This is a genomic window from Microcoleus sp. EPA2, assembly GCA_020882975.1.
Lineage (GTDB): Bacteria > Cyanobacteriota > Cyanobacteriia > Cyanobacteriales > Microcoleaceae > Microcoleus.
Genome location: JAHRFD010000012.1, coordinates 85,942 through 106,510 on the forward strand (window position 1 = coordinate 85,942; position 20,569 = coordinate 106,510).

The 20,569-nt window shown below is 45.0% G+C and carries 18 protein-coding genes; 6 read left to right on the top strand and 12 right to left on the bottom strand.

From position 1 onward, the window contains the following. Nucleotides 1–39: 39 nt before the first annotated feature. A complete protein-coding gene (locus AAFP14_RS13095; RefSeq protein ID WP_341732689.1) occupies nucleotides 40–1,023 on the bottom strand; it encodes an alpha-ketoacid dehydrogenase subunit beta in 984 nt (327 codons plus the stop codon). A gap of 189 nt (nucleotides 1,024–1,212) precedes the next feature. On the opposite strand from AAFP14_RS13095, the gene AAFP14_RS13100 reads away from it, so the two are divergent. After that, on the top strand, nucleotides 1,213–1,788 hold the full coding sequence (locus AAFP14_RS13100; RefSeq protein WP_341732690.1) for a Uma2 family endonuclease: 576 nt from the start codon (nucleotides 1,213–1,215) through the stop codon (nucleotides 1,786–1,788). A gap of 221 nt (nucleotides 1,789–2,009) precedes the next feature. Here AAFP14_RS13100 and AAFP14_RS13105 read toward each other — a convergent pair whose 3' ends face one another. Next, nucleotides 2,010–3,383, bottom strand: coding sequence for an NACHT domain-containing protein (locus AAFP14_RS13105; RefSeq protein ID WP_341732691.1), 1,374 nt, complete (start codon nucleotides 3,381–3,383; stop codon nucleotides 2,010–2,012). Between the two features lie 268 nt (nucleotides 3,384–3,651). On the opposite strand from AAFP14_RS13105, the gene AAFP14_RS13110 reads away from it, so the two are divergent. Next, the gene (locus AAFP14_RS13110) at nucleotides 3,652–4,497 is read left to right on the top strand and encodes an SH3 domain-containing protein (RefSeq protein WP_341732692.1); all 846 of its coding nucleotides are present in this window, start codon (nucleotides 3,652–3,654) and stop codon (nucleotides 4,495–4,497) included. 267 nt (nucleotides 4,498–4,764) lie between these two features. Here the strand turns inward: AAFP14_RS13110 and AAFP14_RS13115 are convergent, their stop codons facing one another. The 3 genes from AAFP14_RS13115 to AAFP14_RS13125 form a co-directional block, all read right to left on the bottom strand. Further along, nucleotides 4,765–5,514 carry a M15 family metallopeptidase gene (locus AAFP14_RS13115; RefSeq protein ID WP_341732693.1) on the bottom strand — a complete coding sequence of 250 codons (750 nt, stop codon included), beginning with the start codon at nucleotides 5,512–5,514 and terminating at the stop codon, nucleotides 4,765–4,767. A gap of 426 nt (nucleotides 5,515–5,940) precedes the next feature. After that, nucleotides 5,941–7,017, bottom strand: coding sequence for a magnesium-protoporphyrin IX monomethyl ester (oxidative) cyclase (gene acsF, locus AAFP14_RS13120; protein ID WP_341732694.1), 1,077 nt, complete (start codon nucleotides 7,015–7,017; stop codon nucleotides 5,941–5,943). 25 nt (nucleotides 7,018–7,042) lie between these two features. After that, nucleotides 7,043–7,213 carry a hypothetical protein gene (locus AAFP14_RS13125; RefSeq protein ID WP_341732695.1) on the bottom strand — a complete coding sequence of 57 codons (171 nt, stop codon included), beginning with the start codon at nucleotides 7,211–7,213 and terminating at the stop codon, nucleotides 7,043–7,045. A 170-nt stretch (nucleotides 7,214–7,383) separates the two neighbouring features. Between AAFP14_RS13125 and AAFP14_RS13130 the strand changes: the two genes are divergently transcribed. Together AAFP14_RS13130 and rpmF are read left to right on the top strand one after the other, a co-directional pair. Continuing rightward, complete coding sequence (locus tag AAFP14_RS13130; protein WP_341732696.1) at nucleotides 7,384–7,860, top strand: TM2 domain-containing protein; 477 nt, start codon at nucleotides 7,384–7,386, stop codon at nucleotides 7,858–7,860. Nucleotides 7,861–8,107: 247 nt separating this feature from the next. Next, a complete protein-coding gene (gene rpmF, locus AAFP14_RS13135; protein WP_006632406.1) occupies nucleotides 8,108–8,281 on the top strand; it encodes a 50S ribosomal protein L32 in 174 nt (57 codons plus the stop codon). A 38-nt stretch (nucleotides 8,282–8,319) separates the two neighbouring features. Here rpmF and queA read toward each other — a convergent pair whose 3' ends face one another. Next, on the bottom strand, nucleotides 8,320–9,489 hold the full coding sequence (gene queA / locus AAFP14_RS13140; RefSeq protein ID WP_341732750.1) for a tRNA preQ1(34) S-adenosylmethionine ribosyltransferase-isomerase QueA: 1,170 nt from the start codon (nucleotides 9,487–9,489) through the stop codon (nucleotides 8,320–8,322). Nucleotides 9,490–9,634: 145 nt separating this feature from the next. On the opposite strand from queA, the gene AAFP14_RS13145 reads away from it, so the two are divergent. After that, the gene (locus AAFP14_RS13145; RefSeq protein WP_340521259.1) at nucleotides 9,635–10,024 is read left to right on the top strand and encodes a hypothetical protein; all 390 of its coding nucleotides are present in this window, start codon (nucleotides 9,635–9,637) and stop codon (nucleotides 10,022–10,024) included. 100 nt (nucleotides 10,025–10,124) lie between these two features. On the opposite strand, the gene AAFP14_RS13150 is transcribed toward AAFP14_RS13145, so the two are convergent. Continuing rightward, nucleotides 10,125–10,733, bottom strand: a complete 609-nt coding sequence (locus AAFP14_RS13150; protein WP_341732697.1) for a YraN family protein — start codon at nucleotides 10,731–10,733, stop codon at nucleotides 10,125–10,127. Nucleotides 10,734–10,747: 14 nt separating this feature from the next. Between AAFP14_RS13150 and AAFP14_RS13155 the strand changes: the two genes are divergently transcribed. Next, nucleotides 10,748–11,260: a pentapeptide repeat-containing protein gene (locus tag AAFP14_RS13155; protein WP_341732698.1), complete on the top strand. Its 513-nt coding sequence runs from the start codon at nucleotides 10,748–10,750 to the stop codon at nucleotides 11,258–11,260. A gap of 106 nt (nucleotides 11,261–11,366) precedes the next feature. Here AAFP14_RS13155 and AAFP14_RS13160 read toward each other — a convergent pair whose 3' ends face one another. From AAFP14_RS13160 to AAFP14_RS13180, 5 genes are all read right to left on the bottom strand, one after another. Further along, the gene (locus tag AAFP14_RS13160) at nucleotides 11,367–12,836 is read right to left on the bottom strand and encodes a hypothetical protein (RefSeq protein ID WP_341732699.1); all 1,470 of its coding nucleotides are present in this window, start codon (nucleotides 12,834–12,836) and stop codon (nucleotides 11,367–11,369) included. 136 nt (nucleotides 12,837–12,972) lie between these two features. Further along, nucleotides 12,973–14,400, bottom strand: coding sequence for a hypothetical protein (locus AAFP14_RS13165; RefSeq protein ID WP_341732700.1), 1,428 nt, complete (start codon nucleotides 14,398–14,400; stop codon nucleotides 12,973–12,975). Nucleotides 14,401–14,462: 62 nt separating this feature from the next. Beyond that, nucleotides 14,463–18,569: a cobaltochelatase subunit CobN gene (cobN, locus tag AAFP14_RS13170; RefSeq protein WP_341732701.1), complete on the bottom strand. Its 4,107-nt coding sequence runs from the start codon at nucleotides 18,567–18,569 to the stop codon at nucleotides 14,463–14,465. A 166-nt stretch (nucleotides 18,570–18,735) separates the two neighbouring features. Then, on the bottom strand, nucleotides 18,736–19,596 hold the full coding sequence (locus AAFP14_RS13175) for an EamA family transporter (RefSeq protein ID WP_341732702.1): 861 nt from the start codon (nucleotides 19,594–19,596) through the stop codon (nucleotides 18,736–18,738). Continuing rightward, complete coding sequence (locus tag AAFP14_RS13180; RefSeq protein ID WP_341732751.1) at nucleotides 19,593–20,330, bottom strand: ABC transporter ATP-binding protein; 738 nt, start codon at nucleotides 20,328–20,330, stop codon at nucleotides 19,593–19,595. Before AAFP14_RS13180 ends, AAFP14_RS13175 begins: the two co-directional genes overlap by 4 nt. Nucleotides 20,331–20,569: the final 239 nt, after the last annotated feature.

A 20,569-nucleotide genomic window follows, 5' to 3' on the forward strand; every position in this document is an offset into this window, starting at 1 on the left:
CTAACAACCAATAACTAATAACCAACAACCAATGACTATTTATACTCGTAGGGCTACCATTTTTTGCACGGCTTCGATAATTTGAGCTGGCTGTACAATTGTCAGTCTTTCCAAATTACCGTTGTATGGTGTGGGGATATCTTGTGATGAAAGTCGCAAAACTGGTGCGTCGAGTTCGTCAAAGTAGCGATCGCTAATTGAGGCAATTAATTCCGCACCGATGCCTCCTGTTTTCATGCACTCCTCCACAATAATTACTTTGTGGGTTTTGCGAATGGATGCACCAATGGTATCCATGTCAAGGGGTTTGAGAGAAATTAGGTCGATTACTTCTGGATCGCAACCCTCTTTTACGAGTGCGGGCACGGCTTGCATGACGTGATGCCTCATCCGGGAATAGGTCAAAATTGTGACATCTTTGCCCGATCGCACTATTTCCGCTTTGTCCAGTGGCACTAAATATTCTGTTTCTGGCAAATCTTCTTTCAAGTTGTAAAGGAGAACGTGCTCGAAAAACAGCACTGGATTATCATCGCGGATGGCTGATTTTAAAAGCCCTTTGGCATTGTAAGCAGTCGAACAGGCAACTATTTTTAGACCTGGAACTGCTTGGAAATAGGCTTCCAGTCGCTGAGAGTGTTCGGCGCCTAGTTGCCGGCCCACACCACCGGGACCGCGAATTACCATGGGCATTTTGAAGTTGCCGCCGGAGGTGTAGCGCAGCATTCCAGCATTGTTGGAGATTTGGTTGAACGCTAGGAGCAAAAAGCCCATGTTCATGCCTTCGATGATCGGCCGCAATCCTGTCATTGCTGCCCCTACGGCCATGCCTGTAAAACTATTTTCGGCGATCGGGGTATCGAGGACGCGGAGGTCGCCATATTTATTACAGAGGTCTTTGGTGACTTTGTAGGAACCGCCATAGTGGCCTACGTCTTCGCCGAGTACGAATACAGCGGAGTCGCGGGCCATTTCTTCGTCTAGGGCCTCGCGGAGGGCGTTGAACAATAAGGTTTCTGCCATAGGAGGTGAATGATTGCAGGAGGGTTAGATTAGAATCTTAACCTTTTGGGGGTGTGGATTTGAATGCGATCGCAAATTCGGCAGTTACAACCTGAGATTTTGCCAATCTATATCATAACATTTGTCTTATGTCAATAAATATTTAAGTTAAAATAATACTAACTTGCCTGCCCCTAGCAGAGGAATATTATGCTCCAGACAAAACCTCAACTAACTCTGGAAGAGTTTTTCGCTCTTCCCCAAGGAGAAGGCGATATTACCTACGAACTTATTGACGAGCAAGCAGTACCGAAGATGTCACCTAAAAAATTTCATTCTCGCCTCACCCGAAGCCTCATAAAAATCCTCGAACAGTGGGGTGAGCAAGGGGGAGAAATTGGTGTAGAATGGGGGGTGAAATTAACCAGACTGGGGCGAGACTGGGTGCCAGTACCAGACCTTTTATATGTTTCTTACGAACGCTTGTCTCCTGAGTGGAATCAAGATGAAGCCTGTCCTGTAGTCCCTGAATTAGTCATAGAAATTATTTCACCAGAACAGACTTTTGGTCAGTTAGCTGCTAAAGCGAGAAATTATTTAGATGCTCAGGTATTGCGGGTTTGGGTGGTAGATAGCAAGGCTAGAAGTATTACAGTTTTTTACCCCGATGCAGCACCGCAGACTTATATCGGAGATACGCTATTAACAGATACACTTTTTGAGGGATTAGAATTTACGGCAGAACATCTATTTCAGATGGCAAAAATACCACCCACCTTCTGTTAGATACTGGACTTACTCTAGAAGTAGGGGTTATAGATATTCGGTTTGGTTGAGCGAGGCTTACTTAATTGGTCATTAATTGGTAAACTCCACATAATATCGTTGACCGTTGCATGGTCATGATTTAACCACAGAGAACACAGAGAACACAGAGAGATCCCAGAGAAATGAATAATTCCTCTGAAGACAGGAATTGATCTAACAACTACAGGACTTACGCATAACTAATGACTAATTTGGGCAAAATGCTTTTGCAATAAATTGTGAATAAATCGATAACGCCGATCGCCCGTTTTTTGCATCAGCAAGCGCCCCGCTGCTACATCGAGGAAAAGACTGTAATTCCAAGGAATGTACCCATTAGACCACAGCACTAGGTGCAAGATAAATTTTTCAAGGGCTGGAATCCCCGGTAACAAAGCACTAATTACCGATGCGATCGCCCCTGCTATCAATCCCCAAATTGAGCCACTAACCAAAGTGGCCGCTAATCCCAAAATCACCCAAATCAGCCCGCCCAGCAGCTTAACTCCAAAGTAATACGCCCGCTGCTGTTCGCCAGTTTCTAGCCAGGTAAAGGGTATTTTATCGAGTAAAACTTCTTGAATTCCTTGCTGTTCCATCTTGTTCGCCAGCCATCCCAGCCAGTGCCGTATTTGTTCCGATCGCAGTTCTTTACCTTTGGGATACTGCTTCACTTCCCCAGTCATTTGGCGACGAATGTAGGCTGTCAATAGGTATTTGCGTTGTTCTTCTGCTGAATTTAAACGCTTCCAAGATTCGATTAATATGTCTTCGTAGGCCAAAGCCATCATGCTTAACAATAGTGGTGCTTTAGCCATTTTTAACAAATCCGGCTCCGGTTCGAGGCTATACCAAAGTTCGCGACTTCTGGCTTCTAAAAGATAATTTTTAATTTGAGTTTCGGTCAGAGGTTTCAATAAAACTGCTGCGTGCAGACTCAATCTATTTAGACAGTTTTTGTAAACTTCAAAATTGCTACAAACTACTAAATGTTGGGGTGCTAATTCACTGGCAATAAACTGATTTATTGCTTGAATACATAAGTCTTGGCGGTGAGTTTCTACTTGTTCCAAACCATCTAGCAAAGGCAGTAATTTGTGTTCTTTAAGCCACTTTTTACCTACCGCCGTGGGGATGTCGTATTTAAATTTAAGTTGAGCAATTAACCAATCGGCGATCGCCCCGGATTCGGCTTTCCAAGTACCGAGTTCAAATAGTACCGGTAGTGGCTTGGTAGCATCTTTTTGGGCGCGGGAAACTAAGACCAGAGCTAATTCTAACAGTGTAGTGGTTTTTCCGGCACCCGTCGCGCCTAAAATGACCAATTTACCCCCCGTGCGATCGAACACTTTTGCCACGCTAGCTTTGGGAGGTAGCTGAAAACTAGGACGGTTTCCCACCTTGACTTCGACATCCCAACAGCGGGTGACACCGGGAGGCGCAGCTTCTTGACGGAGGTTTGATAAGACGGCATTGTGCAAAGAGTGCGATCGAGATGCTTGGACTTCCCGCTTCACATCCTGGAGTAATCGATCGCGAGGCGGTTGTAATCTCAGAGGAATCAATCTTGACATTTTAGTTAATCGGCTCAACCTTACCCTGGATGCTTGATTTGCCAGATTAGGCACAACTGGCTCACAGCAACAGTACCATCACTATAGGTGTTCAGTAAATATTAACTAGAATTGGACATCTCCCGCAGCCGGAAGCACGGGGCTTTAGACCCATTTTTTCGGTAAACTTTGCCCTAATAGGATTGTTGTGTAGAATTTGCCCTCACCTGGTGTTGTTGATTATTCTGGATATAGCGCTCCCAAACATCCATGAATATTTCAAAAATATATGTCATTAAAAACTAGCCAAATCATCATCCTCTGCCTAGCAGGGCTATCAACGGCGATCGGAGTAGCCTGGGCAACCATACAGTCAGGTTCGATGCAAGTCTCAAATCCTGCCGTGACAGAATCAGCAGTATCCGACAAAAAAACTACTTCAGCGGTTCCAACCACAATTCCTAAATCTCAGAATACCGAACCACTGGAACTAAAAACCAGACCCATCCAATCTCAGAAATTGCAACCTCAACCTGCGAAAAATTCCCCAGTTACATCTTCTGTAATCCCAGAAAACTCGAAGCCAAAAGTTGAGCCGATATCGATCGCACCTCCCGATGGGGGCTGCAAAATCAGTATGGCTGTAGTCAGCGATCCCAATCCACCGCTAAATGTGCGATCGAACCCAGGAGTAACAGACAGCAAAATAGTAGGAACACTCAAAAATAATACCTTTGTTTCCGTCGCCGAAGAAGAAAATGGCTGGTTACGAATTACCGATCCAGTTGCCGGTTGGATTGCCAAAAACCGCACCGAAAGTAGTTGTCCCAATGTGCGACAGGAGATTAACTTTTTGCCTGGGGGTAATGAGGCTATTGTGAAAGGTCGAATTATTGGTGGTGGCAGTCACTCTTACATAATTCGCATCCTTAAAGGTCAAACAATGACTGTGAGGAACCGCAAAGATGTTTTTCCACAAATTTTGAGTCCTGATGGGAAACTGTTGGGAGGAGATCCTTATCAAAACAATCCAACTGAGTGGAGTGGAAAAGTTCCCGTTACTGGTAATTACACATTTCAACTAGACTCAAATTTCCGAGGATACGAATATGAATTTTCAGTAAAAGTCCGATAAGTGTGCAGGTTTGTAACATAGGAATTATCTCAAATCCTCTCTTCATCGTCCTGTATTAAACTCTCTCTTCTCTTCCTTCGCGTACTTCGCGCCTTCGCGGTTAAATCATTCCGATACAACCGGAATTGATATAAATCATGACCATGCAACGGTCAACAATATTACGGATTGGTAGTGAGAAACCAAGTTTTTAGGATAATACTTCCTGGAGGGGCAAAGATTCGCTAAAAAATCCGGTTTCTTTGTGGGAGTGCGTAAGTCCTAAAATTAAGGAATCGCTCCTAGGGAAACATCCAGAATCGCAAATTTTTCCCAATCTTCTGAATCAAAGTGCCACCATTCTGTTGTGATTCCCATAAATCCTTGCTTTTTCATCGCATCTTCCAGCAATTTACGATTTTTACGAGATAGGGCGCTGCCTCCTTGATAATCTCTGTGAGCTTTTACGGTAAAATCATCAAAGGGTGTGGGCATTTCTAATTCTTTGCCCGTGCGATCGACTAAAGTTAAATCAATAGCAGCACCGCGATTGTGGCGCGAACCCCTAGCAGGATTAGCCACATAGCGGGGATCTGGCAAAACTTGCCACATTTGTTTTGTAACGGAGAAAGGTCTGTAGCAATCGTAAACTTTCAAACCCAATCCGATTTTTTCTAAATCTGTTTGAACTAGGGCTAACTTTTGAGCAACGGAACTTCTCAAGGCACATTTGGCTGTGGAGTAGAGTTTTCGTTTTAAGAAATTGTTAGCTGTGGCGTAGCGAATATCGAGACGAATGTTGGGGTTGACAGTGCGGATGTCAACCAGTCGCGCCCAATTGGGAAGTTGACTCATGAAAATACTTTCAGGTACTACGGGGTTTAATTCTGGTTGGGGAGATTGCACTTGTGGTGGCTCCTGGGCGCGGACAAATGTGGGATGGTGCAGACCGTGAAGCGAAGCTATCCCGTAGGGAATCGCACATAGCAAAACTAACATAAATGCGATCGGGTATTTTCCAAAACGTTTAAATTTCATAAAAACCTCACGGGATCTTAGAAACCCAGTGGCTTGAGCCCTGGGAGGAAAATATAATACCAATTTTAAAAAAGAATGCAACAGTAGTCTTGTCCCTCCCCTTGATAAGGGGGGGTTAGGGGGGGTCAAAGATTGTTGCACGATTTTAGAGAAACAGTAGTCTTGTCCCTCCCCTTGATAAGGGGGGGTTAGGGGGGGTCAAAGATTGTTGCACGATTTTAGAGACATGGTATAAATATCTGGAAGGAAACTTCCTATATAGCAATCCTTGCAGGAGTCGTAAATATTTTTACCCCACCCCAACCCTCCCCAAACTCGCGGGGAGGGAGTAAGAAATTCACAAATGATTTAGGATTGCTATATATCAAAAAAAAAGCGGCTCTACTGGTCGCAGAACCGCCCTAAAATAGGATCTAAAATCCCAATTTAACGCACAGCACCCTCAACAGAAGGTGATTGGATTGTCTTCATGAAGTAAAGCTTGAGTAATTGCCAGCCATTGGACAAATACAGAGGCAATTTTTGGAACAATTGCAAGAATTTGGGAGTATTGGACTCAACAATTGCGGTCAATTTTTGATTGTTTTTGAGGCAAACATCCAGCCGTTCGTAAAATTCTGGATTGTTCACATCTAGCATGACTGGGAATACTCGACCGGCGGTTTCGTTGGTCTTTTTGATGACTTCGATGTCGTATTCGCGAGCATCTAGACCTAGCGATCGATAAAAACCCGCTCTCTGGATATCATTGAGATACATGGTGGCGAATACCGACAGCAAGAAGAAGCGACACCAAAGTTTTGCCTTCCAATCGTTCAACATCTGAGGCTGAGCTCTCATCACCGCATCGAAGAAATCTCCGTGGCGGTTTTCATCCTGACACCAATTTTCAAAGAATCGGAAAATTGGATAAATTTGGTCTTCAGGGTGAGCCTTTAAGTGTTGGTAAATGGTGATGTAGCGCCAATAACCTATCTTTTCAGACAAGTAAGTAGCGTAGAAAATGAACTTCGGCTTAAAGAAAGTGTAGCTGCGGCTCTTAGTCAGGAAACCTAAATCCAGGGACAAATTAAAATCCGACAAAGCTTTGTTGAGGAATCCGGCGTGCCGCGCTTCATCCCGTGACATGAGGGAGAAACCCTCGGCTAGCACAGGATTTTTGTCCTTGAGCTTGCGAGCCAACTCTTTGTACAGCAAGAACCCAGAAAACTCAGCCGTGCAGGAACGTTCCAGAAATTCAATGAATAACTGGCGTTTTTCGCCGTCAATGTGATCCCAAGATTGAGCGAACTCCTCATCCCGCACGAAGTGATTTTTGTTGTAGTCAACGCGGAACTCTTGCATGATTGCTTCTAGTTCGGCTTCGTTGATCGAGATGTCCATTTTTGCCATCTCGTCAAAATCTGTTGTGTAAAATCTCGGTGTGAGAATAGTTTCTTTGGCTGGGGTTTTTACTCCCGGCCGCATTTCTTCAAAAGTTGGTTTTTTGAGGGAATCTACCATATTTTTATTGGATTTCTGTTTATAACTACTGGCTGGTTTCAGTTTTCAGGTATGGCGATCGCCCGCGGGGGCCTATATTTTTTTCCACTGAACTACGGTGGGGTAGTCTGAGTGGAATCAAGGGAGGCAAACCTGCTGTAATTTCCACGTTCTCCAGTGTACCAATTTCTTGACCCACGGAATATGTTGCTGGCATTAAGAATTGCTACGCAGAATTACTCATCGGCCTGGGGAATTGGGTCCCCTAATTTATGACCATACACAAATAAAGTCTGGTGTCAAGCTGTTTAAACACAGAACAGACAGTACAAAATATAGATATAACTGACTCGAATTCTTAGAATAAGCAGGCAGGACGTTCAGAAAATGAGCAATTTAGGTGTTAGTTACCTTTTATGGGCTGCTTGTTTTTTCGGCCCCTTCGGACTCCACCGTCTTTATAACGGGAAGATTGGTACGGGTTTGCTGTGGCTGTTTACCTTTGGGTTATTTGGGTTTGGACAAGTGTTTGACTTACTGCTGCTCCCCAACATGGTGGAGGAACATCAGGCGACTCTCCGGGGCAAACTGGGTGTATCTGGGACAGGGATACCACTACATCCAATCAACGGAGCGATCGCCCAGACATATCCCAAGCAAACTCCCGACCAGTTGGGGGTGAAACTACTGAAAGCAGCTTATCTTAAAAGCGGAAAATTGTCGGTAACTCAAGGGGTGATGGCAACTGGTGCTACCTTTGCCGAAGTGGAAGAAGCCTTCACGGCAATGCTGAAAACAGGTTATGTCAGTATTGAGAACGACCCTGTAACGGGCGTTGTGATGTATTACTTTCACGAACTCTAGTCTAGCCAGAGTGGTCGATCGGCCTGCTGCTGCGCCTGAGTCGATCGCCCGCGATCTCAATTCCGGTTGTATCGGAATGATTAAACCACAGAGAACACAGAGGACACAGAGAAAGAGAAGAGAGAAATCATAATTCCGATGTCAACGGATTTGATATGACGGGGTAGTTGCTGTCGATCGACACAGCACGATCGGCAAAATCAGCTAGAATGTTTGTTTGTCTATATCAGCAGAAGTATTTACGGTCATGGCAGTCCCTAAGAAGAAAACCTCCAAATCCAAGAAGAATATGCGTAAAGCAACCTGGAAGCGCAAAGCTGTGGTGGCAGCTCAGAAGGCTTTGTCCCTGGGCAAATCCGTTCTGACTGGACGTTCCAACAGCTTCGTGTATCCCGGCAATGAAGAAGAAGAGGAAGAGTAAAACAGGAAGAGGGGGCATGGGGCCAACCCGATGCCCCATCATTCAATCTCCTCTTTAATCTGATACGCTTCGGGCAAAATCAGCATGGCATCGCCAAAGGAATAAAAGCGGTACTCCTGGGCGATGGCCTCTCTATATAAATCGAGCACGCGCGATCGACCAATCATCGCACTGATCATCATCAACAATGTAGAGCGGGGTAAGTGAAAATTGGTAATCATCCCATCTACTACCTGCCATTTATAACCCGGATAAATAAACAAATTTGTCTGGCCATAAAAAGGTTGCAAGGGAAAATCACCAATTTTGGTCTCTGTGGCCGCGGCCGCCCCTTCCAACGCTCGCACTGCTGTCGTACCCACAGCAATAATCCGCCCGCCTCTGGCTTTAGTTTCGCGGATTTTTTCGACGGTGGCGGGGGATACTTCCACCCTTTCCCCGTGCATCCGGTGAGTCGTCACGTCTTCCACCTCCACGGGGCGAAAAGTCCCGACTCCAACATGGAGGGTGACAAAAGTTTTTTCAATTCCCCGCTGCTGCAAGCGGCTGAACAAGTCTTGGGTGAAGTGTAGGCCAGCAGTGGGGGCTGCGATCGCCCCTAGTCGATTAGCATAAACAGTCTGGTACTGTTCTGGCGCTGCTTGGGAATTGTCAATGTAGGGCGGTAGGGGTACGTGACCATAATCGTCCAAAAAAGGTATGAGAGACATTTCTGTAGGCAGATTAAACTCCAACAGTCGCCCTCCTGTGGCATCGTCCCTTTCTATAACTGTCGCAGTCAGGCGCTCCGGTAGTGTGGCTAATGCTGCTTCGCCAAGGCAACAACAGGGGCCGGAGGCTTCCTCGTGGCCAGGTGGAGCGATCCGATCGAACTCTATTTTCGCTCCCAACTTCAAGCGTTTTCCGGGTTTAACCAAAGCCAGCCAGCAATTGTGTTGTCGTTCTTCCATCAACAATATCTCTACAGCCGGACCATTGGGTTTGTGCCCGTAGAGCCTAGCTGGGAGTACGCGAGTATTGTTGAGTACCAGCAAATCGCCTGGGTTGAGTAAATCTGGCAAATCTTGGAAAATCCGGTGTTGTTGGGTGCTGGCAGAATCTACCACCAGCAAGCGGGAACTGTCCCTGGGCACTACGGGATTTTGGGCAATCCGCGAGGGGGGAAGTTCGTAGTCATAGGCGTCCAAAGACCAGTCTATCTCTGTCATCGGGTGAATTCCTGTCAAAAATCTGTCAACTTGGTAACAAATTGGGTAAAAACCCCCATCCAAAGTAGGGTGCTTTTCCCCTTGTAGCGGCGGATCTAGAAGGGGAGAATAGAGGTGTAGCATCAGCTTTGCTCGAAGGATAGTTATGGAATACCTCTACTACATCGCCAATACTAGCCTCACTCTAAGAGTCGTGGATTACCTACGCAGGGCTAGTCATCTGCCCTTGCAATTTATCACCGTGATTCACCAAATTAACGGTTGGGTAGTCAAGGTGAAAATGAGCCAATATTTAACTCCAGAAATGCACGGGGATTTTCGGGCTTTTATGAATGAACTTGGGATTCCTTACGATCCTGAAATTCGGTTACAAATGGCACTTTGGAGTTTGGAAACGGGACAGTCGCCCCTGAGCGTGATGCGCCGTTACCAGGTAGCCGTAGTTTGTCACGGAAGTCCCGATCGCAAGGAAATTGAAGCCTTTCGCCATCAGTTTGTTAAGGGACTCGGATATTGTCCCGAAACTTTGGCCTGAGTTCAGGGGCGCAGAAATTGGCTGTGATGGCACTAGGCTCGGCAGCAACAATTTCAGAATCTAACATCTAATACCTAAAATTTCAAATTAGATGACATTTCTAATGGCTAAAAGCCGATCGAATGTATGTTTGCAAAGTTAGCAGGTAAGTGCCTGTAAGTGCGGGTTGAGAGTTGGCTGTCGTTGATGATAATCTTTTGTGAGTCTTTAGCCCTGAAGATTCGCACCTGACTAGGGCGACATCAAAACGACACGGATTATTTGCTAAATCGGGGTAAGCACTTAAAAATATTTCGGCAGTTTGCCAAATTTTTGCTTGTTTCGCCGCACTAATCGCCAGGATTCCATCGGTATCCCAATTGCCCCGACTGCGAGTTTTAACCTCTACAAATGCTAAAGTCGGAGATGGGAAATCGGGAATGGGGAATCGGGAGTTTTCAGGACATTCCTGGACTGTACTCTCTCGATCTGTTCCCTGTGCAATGATATCAATTTCTCCCCATCGACAGTGCCATTGTCGGTGCAGGATTTCCCAGCCTTGCTGCTGCAACCACTCGGAGACTAAGTTTTCTCCTAAAGTGCCGAGTTGGCGAGAGTGGGAAGATGGGGAACAATTGGAGTCAGCAAGAGCAATCCGGTTCGAGGGCTTCGCTAACGGGCGATCGCCCTTTCTGGTAAAATTCAATTTTGAACTATCACAGATGCTCATTAGCGCTAACTTGTATGGATTCTCGAATTCGCCAACATATTTATACTTTCTTGCTCAGTGTTGTTATTCTAGCAGTATTTGTCGCTGGGGCGATCGGCATTAATGCCGCACCAGCCCTAGCCTTGGATCACGACAAAGAAATCCTTGTTGGCGCTGATTTTAGTGGGCGGGTGCTGACAGACGACAGTTTTAATAAAGCTAATCTTCGCAACAGCAATTTTACCAATGCAGATTTGCGGGGCGTCAGTTTTTTTGCAGCCAATATGGAAGAAGCAAATTTAGAAGGTGCTAATTTCACGGGTGCTACTTTAGATTTGGCTCGCATGATGAAAGCAAATTTAACTAATGCTATTCTTGAAGGTGCTTTTGCTTACAATACTAGATTAGAAGGAGCGGTGATTGACGGTGCTGATTTTACTGAGACATTGCTGCGGGACGATATGTTGGAAAAACTTTGTCTAGTTGCCAAAGGCACTAATCCGGTAACAGGTAGGGCGACTCGCGAAACTCTGTTTTGCGATTATTAGAAATTGAGATGGAATTCGTTGCCGATCGCCATCATATCAATTCCGGTGACACCGGAACGCTCTAACCCCACAGAATACAGAGTCCCAGAAGAGATAGGATTTGAGATCACCCCTCGATGCTTGGGGATTTGGGGTTGGGCCATGTGATGCTGGTATCGGCGGCGATGAGACGAGAAACCGCGATCGCCCCAAACCGATTAAGATGGCTAGGGTCAAAAAAATACTGATGGCGACTGGGCCACTGCTGGGATAACTCGCGGAAAGCGAAACCTTTTTGGCGGGAGAGTTGCTGCATTCGTTGCCGAAATTGTTGTTGGGCCCAGATACGAGTGTCGTCTAGATAGTCGTCGGTGAGGGGTAAACTCACAAAAACCAATGGAATTTTGCGACTTTTGGTCAAAGCGATGACTGAATTGAAGGCTTGGGCTTGTTTACCTCCGAGGTTAAAGTTTTCGTAGTCGCGATCGAATCTACCAGAAACATAAGGGCGATCGTTATAGTAGGTGTTGGGATTGTAACGGACAGACAGGGGCAGAAATCCGTTGGAGTCGATCGAGTCTGCCAACTCGCTGACTGGATTGATGCCGATGACAGCAGTGTTAGCAACCGGCAAGATACCTATTCTACGATCGTCAATTTTAGCAACCGGCAAAATACTTGCTTTCTGGAAAGTACCCCTGGGACAAGGTTGGGGAAATTGGTAACACTGGGGAATCACGTTGGGTTCATCTTCTGGGAGTTTAGGGCGAATACCGGCAACTAAAAGTTGATTGCCCTCGGAAGCGATAATAGAGTTAAAAGTGCGATCGACTCTGCCACTATTGAACGCCCGTACCCCATCAGCCCAGACAATCATTTGAGGTAACTGCTGGGGTTTTAATAGTCGCCGCAGTTGAAAGTCAACTACTTGTGCGGTGGCACCGTTGACTGCAAAATTAAATATGGTTAAGCCCGATCGACCCTTTTGCGCCAAAGATTGTTTTAGTGCTTTGGGATCGACACCTTGCAGCGCCCGCGAACTCCCCACAATCAAAACATCAGGCGGGCCCACCGTCGCCACGTAGGATAGATAAAGTTCTAGTTGTTCGTTAAGCAAATCGCTACTGAAGCTGGCGGAAGTTTGACGGCTTGTCCCTGCTTGCTGTTGCGAATAAGCCAGGTTTCTCATGTATTCCACCACTTTTTTCTCAGCAAAAGCCCGTTTGGGACTGCTTGGAGGAACAGCTTGCATCCAAGCTACAGCTTGCACCCACAGGGCTGCTACTTCATCCCACTCTTGTTTTGAATTGGCTGATTGAGCCAAATTAGAAGCTTGGGTGGCAAAGTTTACTGACTCCGTGAAGCCATCATTTTCGGCGCAAGAACGCGCGCTAGCGAACTTTTTGGGTTTTTTGGAGTTATTAGCCACAACAGGTTCCAGGGGCTGTGCTTGGACTGGCGAGATTTCCCTCTGCGTCAGTACAGTGTGGGGCAGATTGGTTGAGGAACATCCCAAAGTTACTGCTAGCAAGGTGGCTATCGTCCAGGTACGTTTGAGGATATGGGTGCTGAGACTAACAATTTCGTCGCGAATCATAAAGCTTTCAGCTAGTTATCGATTTGAGATTAGGGATTTGAGATGGTTATATCCTTAATATTCTAGAGCAAGTTCACTAGCTATCGATTACTGTTGGGTTAGGGTATTTCTGTGTGGGATGAGATAACGCATTTTTTTAACCCTCAACCACAGGTCTGTTTGCGATAAATTTCTTAACACGATTCACTAACAAGTAACACGACAAACCAGCCAGTGCTGCTATTAAAATTACCCTTAACTGCTTGAGTGCAAATAGCAAAGAGTTGGAAAACGACAGTTGCATTGCCTGGTTATTCCCGTAAATTTGAGTATCTATGGGCTTAAATGTATAAACTAAAGCATTAAAAAATGAACTAGGATGCTGTTCATCAACGGCGACAAAAGGATGATTTACGCCCACAAAAGAGATAAAAATTGACAGACAACTCACTATTATAAAAGCTGTTCTTAAAAGTTTTGAATGTTTGATATCATTGCTGATTTGAGCTAGTGGTAGGCAGAGCAAAAACATGAGATTGGCATACCATCTGACTCCATAAGAATAACCACTGTAATTGTTAGAACGCAGAATGTACATCAGCACATAGGCAGAAGATGCCAAAAAAATCAACAGATATTCTTGGCGATATTTTAATTCTTTGTTTTGGTAAATTTTCACAAATCCCCAAATAGAAAATACTAAAACAGGAGTATAAGAAATCAAGCCTCTATGACCGATAATCATATGAAAAGCGTAATTTACTAAAGCCGGAAAATTTGAATGATATGCTAAACCGGAAAGGGTTGTACTATCGAAGACAGAACCAGGATATTCCCACAGAGACTTGTTCATAGAAGGCGGTCGCAGACTGCCAGACGTGTAAAGATTTAACTGTAAGTAAATTATTAGGACTACAGCGCAAGCTAAAGAAAAAACTATCTTTGATTTCAGGGGTTTATTAAAAAAGCTGACAGCCAGAAATGGCAGAAAAATAAAAGCGACTACATCAATGCTACCAGCTAGGGTAATTAACAAACCTGCAACCAGAGAATATGTAATACTTTCTTTGACCCTGAGTAGATAGTAAAAACCAGCAATAAGTAAACTTCCACTAACCACATGATTGCTGAATACAGTTGAGTAAGGTAACAAGAGAGTCCCCGTACCCGCAATAATTAAAATTACATCTATCCAGGTTTCTTCTACTTCTAACAAACACAAAACTTTATATAAATAAATCATGCCAATAGCTGTAGCTACTCCTACAACTAAAATTACTATTAGCATATTAGCCAGCATTAGATTTTTATCAAAAGAAATGCCGATCGCCTTGAGAAAAGCGTAAAAAAATGAACCATATATGGAAAGTATAGGAGGCTTGTCAGAGTAAAAATGACCTTGGTAGAAATATTTATCTATTGTCCACAAAAATCGAGAATTATCAATAATAAAAGTATGAAAATCTACCAGGGATTCAATAGTCGCTAACCGAGAAGCATCATTGGCTCCTGCGACTGGTCTTGTCAAGAGTGCAAATAGGCCTAAAAACACTGAAAATATTTGCCATTCTTTTTTAATTCTCATGCTCTGCATCCAATTTAAGAGTATGGAAAATCTATTTCAATTTGTAACGATCGCTTCACAAATTACTTCGACTCGATGACGGCTTCGGCTTCCAGGGCGATCGATCGCAATTTATCCAGTATATCCTGGCTGGCAGACTCCCACAACCCCCGCTGACGAGCTTCTAACAATCTTTCAGCCATATCTCGCAGTGCCCAAGGATTATTTTCCTGGATAAAGCCCTGCACTTTTTCGTCAAAAATGTAAGCCTCAGCGATTCCCTCATACATAAAATCCTCAACACAATTTGCGGTAGCATCATAAGCAAACAAAAAATCAACAGTTGCGGCAATTTCAAACGCACCCTTATAACCATGTCGCATCGCCCCTTCAATCCATTTAGGATTCACAGCCCTGCTGCGATAAACCCGCGCAATTTCTTCCCGCAGTTGCCGCACTTTGGGATTCTCAGGAATTGAATTATCTCCGAAATAAGTTTCAGGATTTTTGCCTTGCAAATTGCGAATTGCGGCCGTCATTCCACCTTGGAATTGATAATAATCGTCGGAGTCTAAAATGTCGTGTTCGCGGTTGTCTTGGTTTTGCAGAACTATTTGCATTTGGGTGAGGCGTTTGGTAAATGCTTCGGGTGCGGAACATCCCCATTCACCCCCGGTAAGTTCACCCCCCCTAGCCCCCCCTTGGTAAGGGGGGGGACAAGAGTTGGAGTTAGCCCCCCCTTGTAAAAGGGGGGTATCAGTGGAGTTAGCCCCCCCTTGATAAGGGGGGGTTGGGGGGGTATGAGTGGAGTTAGCCCCCTCTTGATAAGGGGGGGTACTTGTATAGGCATAACTGCTCCAATTAATGTAAGCTTTGGCTAGATCTCCATCATCTGTCCAATTTTGAGCTTCAATTATGCCTTGAAGTCCCGCACCGTAGGCACCGGGTTTGGAACCAAAGACGCGAAATTGCGATCGCAATTTAGCCTCTTCCCGACTCAAACCAGTCGATTCCCAATCTTGAATTTCCTGCTTAACCTGTGCTGCTAAAGGATTGGTTTCGGCTGGTTCATCTAAATCTGCCACCGCTTTTACCGCCGAATCAAACAAATCAATTAAATTAAAAAAAGCATCCCGAAAAAAGCCAGAAATCCGCAAAGTAACATCGACTCTGGGCCGTCCCAAAACTGAAATTGGCAAGACTTCAAAATCTACAACTCGGCGCGAAGGGCCATCCCAAACTGGCTGAACTCCGATCAATGCTAAAGCTTCTGCAATGTCATCTCCTCCGGTTCGCATGGTGGATGTTCCCCACACCGACAAGCCCAAAGTTTTGGGATATTCGCCGTTTTCTTGGGTGTATCTTTCGATTAAAGTTTCGGCTGCAACTTTCCCCACTCTCCATGCAGTTTCTGTGGGAATGGCGCGGATATCTACGGAGTAAAAATTGCGGCCTGTGGGTAATACATCGGGGCGGCCGCGGGTGGGTGCCCCTGATGCGCCACTGGGTATGTGGCGGCCATCTAAGCCATGCAAAAGATTGGTAATTTCTTGGTTTGTTTGGAGGAGTGATGGTAAAAGATAGTTGGCTATCCAGTCTATTTCTGGTTTGGTTGCTTTTCCTATGGGGAGATTTTTAATCGCAGATTCACGGGACTCAACCTGGAGGTTCTCGATTAATTTATCGACTAATTGAATGGCTTGTGTTTCTATTTCTGCTGTTAAATCGCCCGCTGTGCGCTGTTGAATTAGGGAGGTGGGATCGGAGGTTAAGGGGTCGAAATCATAGCCTGAGTCTTCTGCTAGGGCGCGGGTTAAGCCCGATCGCCCGTTGGTGGGATGGCGGGCGATCGCAATTATCAAATCTCTCAACTGCCTGCCTTCCGGGCACTGTCCAAAAATGTGCAATCCGTCGCGAATTTGGGATTCTTTTAGTTCGCAAAGATAGCCATCGGTGCGGGTGATAAATTCGGTGAATTCTGATTTATTGAGTTGGATTCCTAAGTCTTTGTCTAAGTTTTCTTGGTTGGTGAGGGCCACAATGCGATCGCGAATCATCGGTAATCGAGACGGATCTAAGCTTTGCGCCTCGCAATATTCGTCGATTAAAGCCTCTAACTGCTGCAAAGGTCCGTAAAGTTCGGCGCGAGTCATGGGCGGGGTGAGGTGGTCGATAATCACGGCTTGGGAGCGTCTTTTTGCCTGGGAACCTTCCCCCGGATCGTTGACAATAAACGGATAAAAATTTGGCATTGCGCCTAATGCAACTTCGGGGTAACAATTGCTGGATAAAGCGACACTTTTACCGGGAAGCCATTCTAAATTACCATGTTTTCCCGCATGAATGATTGCCTGAGAACCAAAATTTTGGCGCAACCAATAATAGTAAGCTAGGTAATTATGAGTAGGTTCTAAATCCGGTGCGTGATAGTTCAAACTAGGGTCAATTTCGTATCCCCGTGATGGTTGAATTCCCACAAACACATTGCCAAACTGAATCCCCGGAATGGGAAACAGATGGGCAGCCAAAAGTTCCGTTTTTTCTCCCGTTGCTAAGCCCCATCTGTTACAAATTCCATCTTGGACTTGCTGTGGCAAAGTTGCAAAATAATCTTGATATTCCGCCAAATCTAAATATTGATTTATAGGGCGCAATTCCCGTCCTTCCGGGTCATTTGTCACGCCGGATGTGAGCATTTCAATTAACTCGTTGCCGCTGTGGGGAATATTATCTACTTGATAACCAGCTTGCTGCAAAGCTTTCAGGATTTCCACACAGCTAGCGGGCGTATCCAAGCCGACACCGTTGGCTAATCTGGCGTTGCGGGTGGGATAATTGGCGAGAATGATGGCGATGCGTCTGTTGGCTGGAGGAGTTTGTTTAAGTTTGACCCAATTTGTAGTTAAATCTGCTACAAATGAAATGCGATCGGCCGCAGCGACATAACCCACAACATCAGTTTCTAATTCGTTATTCCAAGTTTGAACAGCCTTAAAAGAAACCGCCCTCGTAATGATTTTCCCATCCACTTCTGGCAAAGCTACATTCATCGCCACATCGCGGGGCGAAAGTCCTTGCAAGTCACTTTCCCACTGTTGTAAACCACCGCCACTAAATATGGCTTGCAAGACGGGAACATTTAATAATTTTAAGGTATTTTGTTCTGCTTCGGGGCTGTTGAAACCTGAGACTGCAAAACTTGTTGTATTGAGCAATAATTGAATTGGTGCTGCGTCTTTTGGTTGGAAATATTCTAGCAACTCCACTTGCAAATCTGGTTCTCGCAAGGAAGACACAAACACGGGAACAGGTACTAGATTTCGGTCATATAATGCTTGACAAAGTGCATCAATTGGTGCAAGATTTCCCGATAAATAATGAGCGCGATAAAATAAGATTCCCACTGTAGGGGCGGTGCCCCCGTGCCCGCCCTCTTCCTGTCCTTTAGCATCTGTTTCCACCCCCGGAGATCCCCCCCAACCCCCCTTAAGAAGGGGGGAGCAAGAAGTGGTCAAAGTCTCGCTTTTTAAGGGTGATTTGGGAGGATTGGAATCAGGAATCAAAGTCCCCCTTATTAAGGGGGATTTAGGGGGATCGAAATCTGGTTGCAAAGTTTCAAAACACCCCCTCGCACTTCCACTCCATTCGTAAATTCCCACGCGGGCAACGGTTTGAGGTAAAGGCGGATTGTAAGCAGTTTTTAAACAAGTATCTGCCCCAAACTTTAGGGCATTGACAAAGTTTTGGACTCCGCCTTCTGTGAAGTAGCGCCACAGTTGATTGACTGCTGATAGCGATATATTTGAATGACTAATTAAATCGGGATCTGGACTGTCGTCACCAGGCATGATAATCAGTTTAGCTTGAGTCTTTTCCGCTATTTCACGCAGTATTTCCAAGCCATAAGACCAATAGGAACGGCCTCCTAACAACCTTAGAATAATTACCTGGGCGTGTTGTAAAATTTCTTCGGCATAGGTATCAATGGTTAGTTGTTGCTGCAATTGCAGGAGATTGACGGCGCGCAGTTTGGGGAATTCTGCTGGTAGTTTTGATGCAGCGGCTGCGAGGGTTTGAATATCTGTATCAGCCGCACTAATAAATACGATTGGTGCGGGGGTTTGTTGAATAAAGATTACTCCTTCGGCTTGGGGGTTCCAGCCTCCTGGTGTTGCTGCTAGTTTGTGCATTTAATTTTAAGTTAATTTGGATAAATATATTTTGTGCGATCGCTCTTAGTATAACATGACTTATTTTCAATCCGGTTGTATTAGATTTTTTGAACCGCAGAGGGCGCAGAGTACGCAGAGGAAGAGAAGAGAGAGATGGATGATTTCTTGTTTCTGAGGTTTTAATCTATAAACTGATAACGAAAACTCCCAAAACCATTATTGCTGCGCCTAGTAATCTTTGTTGAATATCTTTTTCCTTAAAAATAAAGTGACCGAACAATACACCCATTAACACGCTAGTACGTTTGATAGCTATTACTTGTACTACCAAGGTTAATGTCAAAGCTTGCATTTGACAAAGCACTCCGATAGCATTGAAAAATCCCATAGCTGCTAGCATCGGTAATTGTTTGAGGATTTTGCGGCTGGGATTTGGGGTTTTGTGCAGTAAAACTGGGAGTAGCAAGATACTCATTGTACCAAATATAGAAAATATCCAAAAAATTGGGGATGAATTTTGAACTCCTATTTTGTCAAAGTTTGAGGTAATACTCCATAGGAATGCCACCATTAACATCAATTTCGGTCCTGGTTCTTTTACCAGTGCTTTGAAGGGGGCTAAATATCCCTGGGATTTATCTTTGATATTGAGTAAGTAAGAGCCTGTTACGATTAGAAAAATGCCAATATAATCAAAAAGTTTGGGATATTCACCAACAATTAAGGGTGAAGTTAGCAACATGAATAGTGGTGTCAATGCTACCAGGGGTACTGTCAGGGATAAGTCTGATACTTTGATGGCTTTGATGTAGAGTAGGGCTGTGACAGCGTTGATGCTACCTCCGATTAATAGGGCGAACCAAAATTGAGAGTTTAATGCCGGAATTCCTGTATAAATTACCCAGGGAGTCAAAGAGATGACTGAAAAGAATGACAGGGACCAAGCGACGACATATTCGTCACTTTTTTTGAGATTTTGTTTACCAAAAACGTCTTTGACGGCTTCAAAGAAGGCGGTAAAAATTCCTAAAATTAACCAAGTCAACCTAAGTATGCCCTCCTCACTCGCTCGTCATTTAGCAAATCTGATGCCTTGCCTGTGAGAGTAATGTTACCAGCTTCTAGTACATAACCTCGATCGGCAATTTGCAATGCTAAACTGGCGTTTTGTTCGACTAACAGAATTGTAACGCCTGTGGAGCGCAAATGTTGAATTATTGCAAATATTTCTTTGACTATGGCGGGGGCTAAACCCAAACTGGGTTCGTCTAATAATAGCAGTTTCGGACGCGACATCATGGCGCGGGCGATCGCCAACATTTGCTGTTCCCCACCGCTGAGGGTTCCCGATAGTTGATGGCGGCGTTCGGCTAGTCTGGGAAACAGTTTAAATTGGTAGTCTAAATCTGCTTTGATTTCTGCTGTTTGCGATCGCACATAGGCCCCTAATTCTAAGTTTGTCAACACCGTTTGCTGCGCCAAAACTCTCCTCCCTTCTGGGCTGTGGGCGATTCCGAGTTGGACAACTTCGTGGGCTTGGCGGCGGGTAATATCGCGCCCGTTATAAATAATTTGTCCTTGATGCAAATTCACTATTTTGGAAATAGCCCTGAGTGTGGTACTTTTGCCCGCACCATTGGCACCGATGAGGGTGACAACTTCGCCTGCATTAATTGTGAGATTAATATTTTGCAGGGCTTGAATTCCGCCGTAGTTTACAGAAAGGTTTTTGAGTTCTAAGAGGATATTTTGGGTGGTTTTGGGTGGAGTTTCGTGCATTCTTTGTGACTTGATTGTTGATAATAAACTATCTATTTCCCAGCAGTTTGTTTGTCGGTGAGTCCGATAGTCCGACAGGGAATGAATTCCCTGTCTCATAGCGAAAGTCCTCTCAAGAGGACTGGGAGATACATTTAATACTAACTATTACTCTTAGTCCGCGTAGGCGGACATTGTTTGTGTAGACGCGATTTCCAATCGCCGGGTTATTTTGCAACCTTCCAATCGCCGGATTTGCC

Coding starts and splice junctions, on each gene's coding strand:
- AAFP14_RS13095 (WP_341732689.1), bottom strand. CDS start 1,023: ATGGCAGAAACCTTATTGTTCAACGCCCTCCGCGAGGCCCTAGACGAA.
- AAFP14_RS13100 (WP_341732690.1), top strand. CDS start 1,213: ATGCTCCAGACAAAACCTCAACTAACTCTGGAAGAGTTTTTCGCTCTT.
- AAFP14_RS13105 (WP_341732691.1), bottom strand. CDS start 3,383: ATGTCAAGATTGATTCCTCTGAGATTACAACCGCCTCGCGATCGATTA.
- AAFP14_RS13110 (WP_341732692.1), top strand. CDS start 3,652: ATGTCATTAAAAACTAGCCAAATCATCATCCTCTGCCTAGCAGGGCTA.
- AAFP14_RS13115 (WP_341732693.1), bottom strand. CDS start 5,514: ATGAAATTTAAACGTTTTGGAAAATACCCGATCGCATTTATGTTAGTT.
- acsF (WP_341732694.1), bottom strand. CDS start 7,017: ATGGTAGATTCCCTCAAAAAACCAACTTTTGAAGAAATGCGGCCGGGA.
- AAFP14_RS13125 (WP_341732695.1), bottom strand. CDS start 7,213: ATGCCAGCAACATATTCCGTGGGTCAAGAAATTGGTACACTGGAGAAC.
- AAFP14_RS13130 (WP_341732696.1), top strand. CDS start 7,384: ATGAGCAATTTAGGTGTTAGTTACCTTTTATGGGCTGCTTGTTTTTTC.
- rpmF (WP_006632406.1), top strand. CDS start 8,108: ATGGCAGTCCCTAAGAAGAAAACCTCCAAATCCAAGAAGAATATGCGT.
- queA (WP_341732750.1), bottom strand. CDS start 9,489: ATGACAGAGATAGACTGGTCTTTGGACGCCTATGACTACGAACTTCCC.
- AAFP14_RS13145 (WP_340521259.1), top strand. CDS start 9,635: ATGGAATACCTCTACTACATCGCCAATACTAGCCTCACTCTAAGAGTC.
- AAFP14_RS13150 (WP_341732697.1), bottom strand. CDS start 10,733: ATGAGCATCTGTGATAGTTCAAAATTGAATTTTACCAGAAAGGGCGAT.
- AAFP14_RS13155 (WP_341732698.1), top strand. CDS start 10,748: ATGGATTCTCGAATTCGCCAACATATTTATACTTTCTTGCTCAGTGTT.
- AAFP14_RS13160 (WP_341732699.1), bottom strand. CDS start 12,836: ATGATTCGCGACGAAATTGTTAGTCTCAGCACCCATATCCTCAAACGT.
- AAFP14_RS13165 (WP_341732700.1), bottom strand. CDS start 14,400: ATGAGAATTAAAAAAGAATGGCAAATATTTTCAGTGTTTTTAGGCCTA.
- cobN (WP_341732701.1), bottom strand. CDS start 18,569: ATGCACAAACTAGCAGCAACACCAGGAGGCTGGAACCCCCAAGCCGAA.
- AAFP14_RS13180 (WP_341732751.1), bottom strand. CDS start 20,330: ATGCACGAAACTCCACCCAAAACCACCCAAAATATCCTCTTAGAACTC.